Origin of the sequence: Flavobacterium sp. FPG59 (genome assembly GCF_002150205.1) — a bacterium.
Taxonomy (GTDB): Bacteria; Bacteroidota; Bacteroidia; order Flavobacteriales; family Flavobacteriaceae; genus Flavobacterium.
The window spans coordinates 1-8,070 of sequence record NZ_MTCA01000141.1 but is presented as its reverse complement, the minus strand read 5'-3'; the positions used below and the strand labels follow the sequence as shown (position 1 = coordinate 8,070).

Here is an 8,070-nt window from a genome sequence, read left to right as displayed (position 1 = left end):
CTTGTATACTTATTTCCTAATAGGCTCCAAAACCATGGATAAAATAAAAGATATGCAATTTGAAATCAAAATTCAAAATCATTTTTGGTTTTGGGGATTGTATTTTTTATTGAATTTTTTAAGATGGGGTGCCTACTTCAATGATTATGAATATTCATTTAAGTCAAATCTAATCGAATTTGCATTACACATACCTTTAGTCTATTTTAATTTATTTGTTTTAGTACCAAGATTTGTTTTAAGATCAAAATACCTTCATTATACATTTGCTCTATTAACTAGTTTAGGATGCATTTATATTTTAAAAACGGGATTAACCTATTACATTATTTCAAAAAACATTTGGCCTGAAGCCAATAGAGACTATCAGCCTTTTGAAATCAATCATATTCTTGCTGTTTGTATTGGTGAATTATATGTTCTAGCAATGGCGTCCTCAATCTACCTGACATTAACTTGGCTAAAAGAAAGAGAAAACAATAGAACTCTTAGAGAGAATCAATATAAAATAAAGCTTGAATACTTAAAAACACAAATCCAACCTCATTTTTTCTTTAATACCTTAAATAATCTTTATGCGCTTTCCTTAGAAGACTCAAAAAAAGTGCCTGATGTAATTATAAAACTTTCCCATTTGATGGAATATGTTCTTTATGATATTGAAGGAGCCAAGTTTGCTCCATTACTAAAAGAATTTGACTACATACAGAATTACATTGAAATTGAAAAATTACGATTTGAAAATGCTACTGTTTTTATTAATCTAGAATCTAATTTTGACAATATACATGTTCCTCCTTTATTATTAATCTCATTGATAGAAAATGCGTTCAAACACGGCGGAATAAATAACAAGGACTTAACCATAAAGATTAACTGCAAAATCATCAACAATAAAACACTCGATTTTGAAATAATAAATAATTTTGTACTTTCACAAAATGAAAACTCTAAAAATGGGATTGGTCTAACTAATACTAAAGAACGATTAAAATTACTATTTAAAGACAATTATCAGTTAAACCATCAAATCAAATTTAATTTCTATATAATTCGTTTACAAATACCTATAAACAATGAAGATTAAGTGTGTATTGATTGATGATGAACCATTGGCTATTAAAGTATTAATCAACTATTTCCAAAACTTTCCAGAATTTGAAGTTATAGCAACTTTTAATAATTCTATTGAAGCCTTAGATTTTTTGAATAACAACACAACAGATGCACTATTTTTAGATATAAATATGCCTCTCATGTCTGGTTTTGAGTTGATCCAATTGTATAAAAATAATTCGAATACCAAGATTATTATTACTACCGCCTTCCGAGAATTTGCCGCCGAAAGTTATGATTTGGATGTTTTAGATTATTTAGTTAAACCTATCCCGCTGCCTCGATTTATAAAATGTACAACAAAAATAACTGGTGAATTTCAAAACCGAATAGCTACAAAACAAGAGAATCATCGTATAGATCCGTATATTTTTATCAAAGTAGATAAAAAAATGGTAAAAATTAATATTGATGAAATTCTATTCATTGAAGGAATGAAAGAATACATCAAAGTAGTTACCGCCGAAAAAACCTATATTACACATAAATCACTTTCTTCTTTAACTGAGGAACTTCCAGAAGATCGCTTCATTCGTATTCATAAATCTTACTCCATCGCTTTGGATAAAGTAAAAACAATTGAAGGGAATAGAATACAAATAGCTTCCTATACCATACCTATAGGCAGAAATTATAGTAAAGAAGTGAAAAGTAAAATTTTAGATTAATTCCCTTAACTTTCCATATTACAAAAAAGTCTTTTGTTGAATAAAACTGGTTGTTGGTTTAAAACTAACGAAATTTATTAGAAATAATTTTTTTTTATGTTGGTTAAGAAATACATTTACCCTATTGCAGCAAGAATTATTTTACTAACCTATTAATTAAACTAAATCATGAATTCTGAAAATTCAAAAACCAATTGGGGGCAATTTATTCCTCTAGTAACCGTCTTCTTCTTTTGGGGATTTGTCGCTGCAAGTAATGACATTTTAATCCCAGTTTTTAAAACCGCATTTAATCTTTCTCAAGGCGAAAGTCAATTAGTAGCTTTTGCATTTTACATTGCATACACTGTTGGATCTTTAATATATATGGGGGTTTCAGTTGTACTTAAAGAAGATTTAGTGAATAAAATTGGCTATAAAAATGGTCTTTCATTGGGACTATTAATCTCAGCTTTAGGAACACTTCTATTTTATCCAGCTGCTAATACTGGATCATTTACTTTAATGCTTGCTGGGCTTTTCATTGTAGGTTTAGGCTTTTCTTTACAGCAAACTGTTGCTAACCCACTTGCAATTGCCTTAGGCCCAATATCTACAGGTTCTCAGCGCCTTACATTAGCTGGAGGAATTAATAATTTTGGAACTACTATTGGTCCACTTATCGTTAGTTTTGCCATTTTTGGATCAAGTGCTAATGCCAATACAAGCGCAAGTATAGAAAGCGTCAAAATTCCTTATTTGGTTTTAGGTGTTGCATTTTTACTTGTTGCTATCCTTTTAAAATTTTCTTCTTTGCCAGACAAACCAGCTTTAGTTGAAGAAACAGAAGCTCACGATGGAGTTCCTGCAAAAAAATCAGCTTTGCAATACCCTCAATTAGTAATGGGTATGATTGCAATTTTCTTGTATGTTGGTGTTGAAGTTTCTACTGCTAGTAATTTACCTGCTTACATGGAAAGTAAATTAGGATTCTTAACAAAAGATGTAGCTCCATATATATCACTGTATTGGGCTAGTTTAATGATTGGTCGTTGGACTGGTGCGGTAGAGGCGTTTACAAATGATATGAGTTTGCAAAGAATATTACGATTCATTGCTCCTTATTTAGCTTTTGGTGTGTTCTTAGGAGTTAATGCTATTGCAAATCATGATTTGACTCCATTTTATGTTTACGGATTAGTGATTTTGGTTCTAATTGCAGCTGATATGGCTAGTAAAGGAAATCCAGCCCGAATGTTATTAATATTTTCAACTTTAGGAATTATTGCCACAGCAATAGGAATGTCAACTAGCGGAATGATAAGTGTATATGCATTCACGAGTGTTGGATTATTTTGCAGTACATTATGGCCTTGTATTTTTACCCTAGCGGTAAGTGGACTTGGAAAAAACACTAGTCAAGGAAGTAGTTTCTTAATTATGATGATTATGGGTGGTGGTTTTATCAGTGTTTTACAAGGAAAAGTTGCTGAAGGAATTGGAATCCAACAAAGTTATATCATTGGTATTTTATGCTTTGCTTATCTAGCTTTTTATGCTTGGAAAGTAAGTGGAATTTTAAGAGCTCAAGGTATTGATTTTGATAAAAAACTTTCTGGAGGACACTAAAAAATGTTTCAAATAATATAAAAATCCCATTCTATCTTATTAGAATGGGATTTTTTGTTGAAACTCAAATCACTGAGAATCTCCATATAAAATTCATCTGATAGTTTCAACTAGTACATTTTCAATCGATTTAGATAAAAACAAAAAAAACTCCCATTACAATACATAATGGGAGTTTTAATTACTATAAAATCTCAAACAGAAATTGTTAGTCTACGATCTCAAATCTATTTGTTTCCTTTCTCGAAATCAGCCACAAATTGCGCTAATCCTATATCAGTCAATGGGTGTTTCAACAAACCATAAATAGCAGATAAAGGACCTGTCATCACATCAGCACCAATTTTTGCACAGTTTACAATGTGCATCGTATGACGTACAGAAGCGGCAAGAATTTGGGTTTCATACCCGTAGTTATCATAAATTAATCTGATTTCTTCAATCAAAGCCAAACCGTCTGTAGACACATCATCTAAACGACCGATGAATGGAGAAACATAAGTAGCACCCGCTTTTGCAGCCAATAATGCTTGACCCGCAGAGAATACTAAAGTTACGTTAGTCTTAATTCCTTTATCCGAAAAATATTTAGCAGCCATTACACCCTCTTTCGTCATGGGTAATTTTACCACAATTTGATCGTGTAAATCTGCTAATTCTTCACCTTCTTTCACCATTCCTTCGTAATCCAAAGCATTTACTTCGGCACTCACATCACCATCAACTAGATTACAAATATCAACGTAATGCTTTAAAATATTGTTTTTTCCTGTTATGCCCTCTTTGGCCATCAAGGAAGGATTTGTAGTTACGCCATCCAAAACGCCTAATGCTTGCGCCTCTTTAATCTGAGCTAAATTAGCCGTGTCAATAAAAAATTTCATAATTGTTTTATATTTAATTGTGTGTTTCTAATTCTTTGGGCGTGACCCAAGGGTCGGGCTTTTCGTTACAATCTTTTATTTTTTAAAGAAAAAAATAAAAGGATTTCCACTGCAATCCCTCACGCAAAACCCGTGCAAAATTACAATTTATAACTACTTAAGAGAATTCTTTTTATTCAATTCTTTTAATTCATCTCTAATTTCTTCTAAAACAGAAAGTGATTCTTCTCGATAAAGCTCAGCATTATTAATTTTATCACTTAATGATTTAAGTATATAAAACACCGTAAAAAAGACACCCGCAATAACTAATATACTAAAAATCAGAGGTAAAAACTCGGAAATAATACTCATAGACTAAAGTTTATAATGGTTCATCAATATTTTTTCATATATTTTATCAGGAAGAATTCTCTTTAACACAATTGAGAATTTCTGCATAAAAACTCCAACTTTATAATGAATTCTTGGTTCAGGAGTTTGGATAATTTTATAAACCGCTTCGGCCATTTCAGTTGGATTACTACCGCTATCTACATGCTCATCCATTGTTTTTAAGGTATTCCCGTATGCACTCTCATAAGCAGATCCTTGTATCACTGGAGCATGAAACCTACCCGAAGCAATATTTGTAGCAAAATCACCCGGAGCCACATTTGTAATATGTACCCCAAAAGACTTTACTTCCATTCGCAAGGATTCGGTAATTAATTCAAGTGCCCCTTTTGAAGCGGAGTAAATCCCGCGATAAGGCAATCCCATATATCCTGCAATTGACGTTATATTGATGATTAAACCTGCTTTTTGAGAACGCATCTGCGGCAAAACAGCTTTAATGACTTCAATAGGACCAAAAAAATTAGTCTCAAAATTATTTTTAATTTCATCCATCGGAATTTCTTCCAATGGTCCCGTAATACCCACACCAGCGTTATTAATCACAACATCCAATCTTCCTGAGGTTTCAATAACTTTGGCCACAGCCGCACGAATAGAATTAACATTCCTTACATCCAAAGCTACTAAAGGAAAAACAGAATCTAGAATACGTTCTGGATTTCTACTAGTTCCATAAACAGTGAAACCTTTCTGCTGCAAAAACTCTCCAACAGACTTCCCTATTCCTGAAGAACCTCCGGTTATTAAAACTACCTTACTCATCAACTTTATTTTTACATTAGGATTGGTCAAAAATAAAAAAATCTTCCCTAAGGAAGACTACATTTACTGAAAAGAAATAAAAAATGGCAAGCGACCTACATCGCACCGCTCAACCACGTACCCTTGCTATGTTCCCATCCTGGGGGAGTCTGCAGGAGCTGGTCGTGTAGGACTTGCCGATGCAAATATACAATCTTTTTATATTTTTGCAAGTGCTTTACTCATTAAAAATAACGTTGTATATTAGTACAACAAAAAAAACGATTATGAAAAAATATAACTTCCTATCTGTCATTTTATTAGGAATAGCTCTTAACAGTTGTAACGAAACAAAAAATATTCAAAATAGTGTATTTAGCATAGATAATTCTAAATTTAAACTGCAATACACCCCAAATGATGCTCTTGATATAAATATTATAAACAGCAATTCTAAAACAATTGACAGTATTGTATTTTATGTTAATGATAAAAAGATAGCGTCAAACAAAGGAAATACACCTTTTAAATTAGATTTTAAAGACCAAAAATTAGGATTCCTAAACGTAAAGGCTATAGTGTTTTTCGAAGGACAAAATTCAGAAGCTACTTCAAGCGTTGAATTAGTTTCTAATATTCAACCAAAATTATTAAAATATACCATTGTAAATACCTACCCGCACGACAATGCTGCTTATACTCAAGGTTTAGAATTCTATAGAGATACGCTGTATGAAGGAACTGGAAATGGAGCTGGAAACGGAACAGGAATAAAAGGAATCTCTAGCTTAAGAAAAACAAATTATAAAACTGGAGAAGTGTATAAAAAAGTGGAATTAGCTGATCAATACTTTGGCGAAGGCATTACAATTCTTAATAATAAAGTATACCAATTAACATGGCAAAACAATGAAGGATACGTGTACAATGCCGATACTTTCAAAAAAGAAAAAACAATGCCTTACTTTAAAAAAATGGAGGGCTGGGGATTAGTTAATGACGGCACCCATTTATACATGACAGATAGCTCAGAAACAATACATATACTAAATCCAGAAACTTTTAAACCTATTGACCAAATTCAGGTGTACTCTTTAAACTCTAAAGTAGCAGCCGTTAATGAACTAGAGTGGGTTAATGGAAAAATCTATGGAAATGTATATCAAAAAGACGCTATTGCAGTGATAAACCCAAAAAATGGAGCGGTTGAAGCTATTATAAATCTTGCGGACTTAAAGAAAAAAATCACTCAATTACCGGACACGGATGTTTTAAACGGAATTGCTTACAACCCTAAAACAAAAACCATTTTTGTGACAGGTAAAAATTGGGACAAAATGTTCGAAATTAAAATCACTGAATAATTTCATTATCAATGACAACATTAATCATTAATATTAAAGAATTGCTCCAAGTTCGAGATTCTTCCGTTTTGAAAGTTTCTGGTGCTGATATGGCTGTTTTACCCACAATAAAAAATGCCTATCTTATTATAGAAAACGGACTTATTGCTGATTTTGGCACTATGGAAGAGTTGCCTCAAACAACACCTAATAAAACCATTGATGCAGCGGGAAAAATAGTTTTACCGTCTTGGTGTGACAGCCATACGCATATTGTGTATGCAGGAAACCGTGAACAAGAATTTGTTGACCGTATTAATGGCATGACATACGAGGAAATTGCAAATCGTGGTGGTGGAATTTTAAATTCTGCTAAAAAACTAAATGAAACCTCAGAAGAAGAACTCTATCAACAATCAAAGGGACGACTAGAAGAAGTCATGCAATTAGGTACCGGAGCTGTTGAAATTAAATCAGGATACGGCTTAACCGTTGAAGGAGAATTAAAAATGCTTAGAGTAATTCAGCGATTAAAACAAAATTATCCTGTTTCTATCAAAGCTACTTTTCTAGGTGCACATGCATTTCCATTGGAATTCAAAGAAAATAACAAAGGTTATATTGATTTAATAATCAATAAAATGCTTCCTGAAATTGCAAAAAATAAACTAGCTGATTTCATTGATGTTTTTTGCGAATCAGGTTATTTTACTGTTGAAGAGACCCAACAAATTATGGAAGCCGGAATTAAATTTGGCTTAAAGCCAAAGATACATGTCAATCAATTCAATTCTATAGGCGGAATCCAAGCGGGAACGAAATACAATGCCCTTTCAGTTGATCATCTTGAAGTAATGAAACCAGAGGATATTGAAGCTTTAAAAAATACTGACGTTATGCCTGTAGCATTGCCTTCATGTTCGTATTTTTTGAGTATTCCGTATACACCTGCTCGCAAAATGATAAGTGCGGGACTACCGCTTGCACTTGCTACAGATTTTAATCCAGGATCTACACCTTCAGGAAATATGAACTTTGTAGTTGCTACAGCCTGTATAAAAATGAAAATGACACCCGAAGAAGCTATCAACGCAGCCACAATAAACGGTGCATACGCCATGGATTTAGCTACCACGCATGGAAGTATCACAAGAGGCAAAGTCGCAAATTTAATTATTACAAAACCTGTTTCGTCCTATTATCAATTGCCATACGCTTTTGGAAGTAATCTTATAGAAACTGTTATAATTACAGGAGAAATCATAACATAAAAAAAGAGGAACCATTGGGTTCCTCTTTCCTATTATATGG

General features: G+C 32.6%; 8 protein-coding genes and 1 other RNA gene. 5 read left to right on the top strand and 4 right to left on the bottom strand.

The genetic code is table 11. From position 1 onward, the window contains the following. From FPG59_RS11590 to FPG59_RS11580, 3 genes are all read left to right on the top strand, one after another. Window positions 1-1,087, top strand: a 1,087-nt coding sequence (locus FPG59_RS11590; protein WP_369596815.1) for a sensor histidine kinase, incomplete at its 5' end; no start/stop codon positions are given. After that, complete coding sequence (locus FPG59_RS11585) at window positions 1,077-1,784, top strand: LytTR family DNA-binding domain-containing protein (RefSeq protein WP_086454757.1); 708 nt, start codon at window positions 1,077-1,079, stop codon at window positions 1,782-1,784. The genes FPG59_RS11590 and FPG59_RS11585, both read left to right, overlap by 11 nt. Window positions 1,785-1,952: 168 nt before the next feature. Continuing rightward, window positions 1,953-3,392 (top strand): MFS transporter, encoded by a 1,440-nt coding sequence (locus FPG59_RS11580; RefSeq protein ID WP_086454756.1) that lies wholly within the window; start codon window positions 1,953-1,955, stop codon window positions 3,390-3,392. A 227-nt stretch (window positions 3,393-3,619) separates the two neighbouring features. On the opposite strand, the gene fsa is transcribed toward FPG59_RS11580, so the two are convergent. The 4 genes from fsa to ffs all read right to left on the bottom strand — a co-directional run bounded on the left by fsa (window position 3,620) and on the right by ffs (window position 5,616). Continuing rightward, window positions 3,620-4,276: a fructose-6-phosphate aldolase gene (gene fsa / locus FPG59_RS11575; RefSeq protein ID WP_086454755.1), complete on the bottom strand. Its 657-nt coding sequence runs from the start codon at window positions 4,274-4,276 to the stop codon at window positions 3,620-3,622. A gap of 153 nt (window positions 4,277-4,429) precedes the next feature. Beyond that, the gene (locus tag FPG59_RS11570; RefSeq protein WP_086454754.1) at window positions 4,430-4,630 is read right to left on the bottom strand and encodes a hypothetical protein; all 201 of its coding nucleotides are present in this window, start codon (window positions 4,628-4,630) and stop codon (window positions 4,430-4,432) included. Between the two features lie 3 nt (window positions 4,631-4,633). Beyond that, the gene (locus tag FPG59_RS11565) at window positions 4,634-5,437 is read right to left on the bottom strand and encodes an SDR family oxidoreductase (RefSeq protein ID WP_086454753.1); all 804 of its coding nucleotides are present in this window, start codon (window positions 5,435-5,437) and stop codon (window positions 4,634-4,636) included. A gap of 81 nt (window positions 5,438-5,518) precedes the next feature. Then, window positions 5,519-5,616, bottom strand: an RNA gene (ffs, locus tag FPG59_RS11560) — signal recognition particle sRNA small type. Window positions 5,617-5,703: 87 nt separating this feature from the next. On the opposite strand from ffs, the gene FPG59_RS11555 reads away from it, so the two are divergent. Beyond that, window positions 5,704-6,780, top strand: coding sequence for a glutaminyl-peptide cyclotransferase (locus tag FPG59_RS11555; RefSeq protein WP_086454759.1), 1,077 nt, complete (start codon window positions 5,704-5,706; stop codon window positions 6,778-6,780). A gap of 11 nt (window positions 6,781-6,791) precedes the next feature. Beyond that, window positions 6,792-8,030 (top strand): imidazolonepropionase, encoded by a 1,239-nt coding sequence (hutI, locus tag FPG59_RS11550; RefSeq protein WP_086454752.1) that lies wholly within the window; start codon window positions 6,792-6,794, stop codon window positions 8,028-8,030. The last annotated feature ends 40 nt before the right edge of the window (window positions 8,031-8,070 follow it).

Excerpts from the sequence above, each read along its gene's own strand:
- FPG59_RS11570 (WP_086454754.1), bottom strand. The coding sequence starts at position 4,630 with ATGAGTATTATTTCCGAGTTTTTACCTCTGATTTTTAGTATATTAGTT.
- FPG59_RS11585 (WP_086454757.1), top strand. The coding sequence starts at position 1,077 with ATGAAGATTAAGTGTGTATTGATTGATGATGAACCATTGGCTATTAAA.
- hutI (WP_086454752.1), top strand. The coding sequence starts at position 6,792 with ATGACAACATTAATCATTAATATTAAAGAATTGCTCCAAGTTCGAGAT.
- fsa (WP_086454755.1), bottom strand. The coding sequence starts at position 4,276 with ATGAAATTTTTTATTGACACGGCTAATTTAGCTCAGATTAAAGAGGCG.
- FPG59_RS11580 (WP_086454756.1), top strand. The coding sequence starts at position 1,953 with ATGAATTCTGAAAATTCAAAAACCAATTGGGGGCAATTTATTCCTCTA.
- FPG59_RS11565 (WP_086454753.1), bottom strand. The coding sequence starts at position 5,437 with ATGAGTAAGGTAGTTTTAATAACCGGAGGTTCTTCAGGAATAGGGAAG.
- FPG59_RS11555 (WP_086454759.1), top strand. The coding sequence starts at position 5,704 with ATGAAAAAATATAACTTCCTATCTGTCATTTTATTAGGAATAGCTCTT.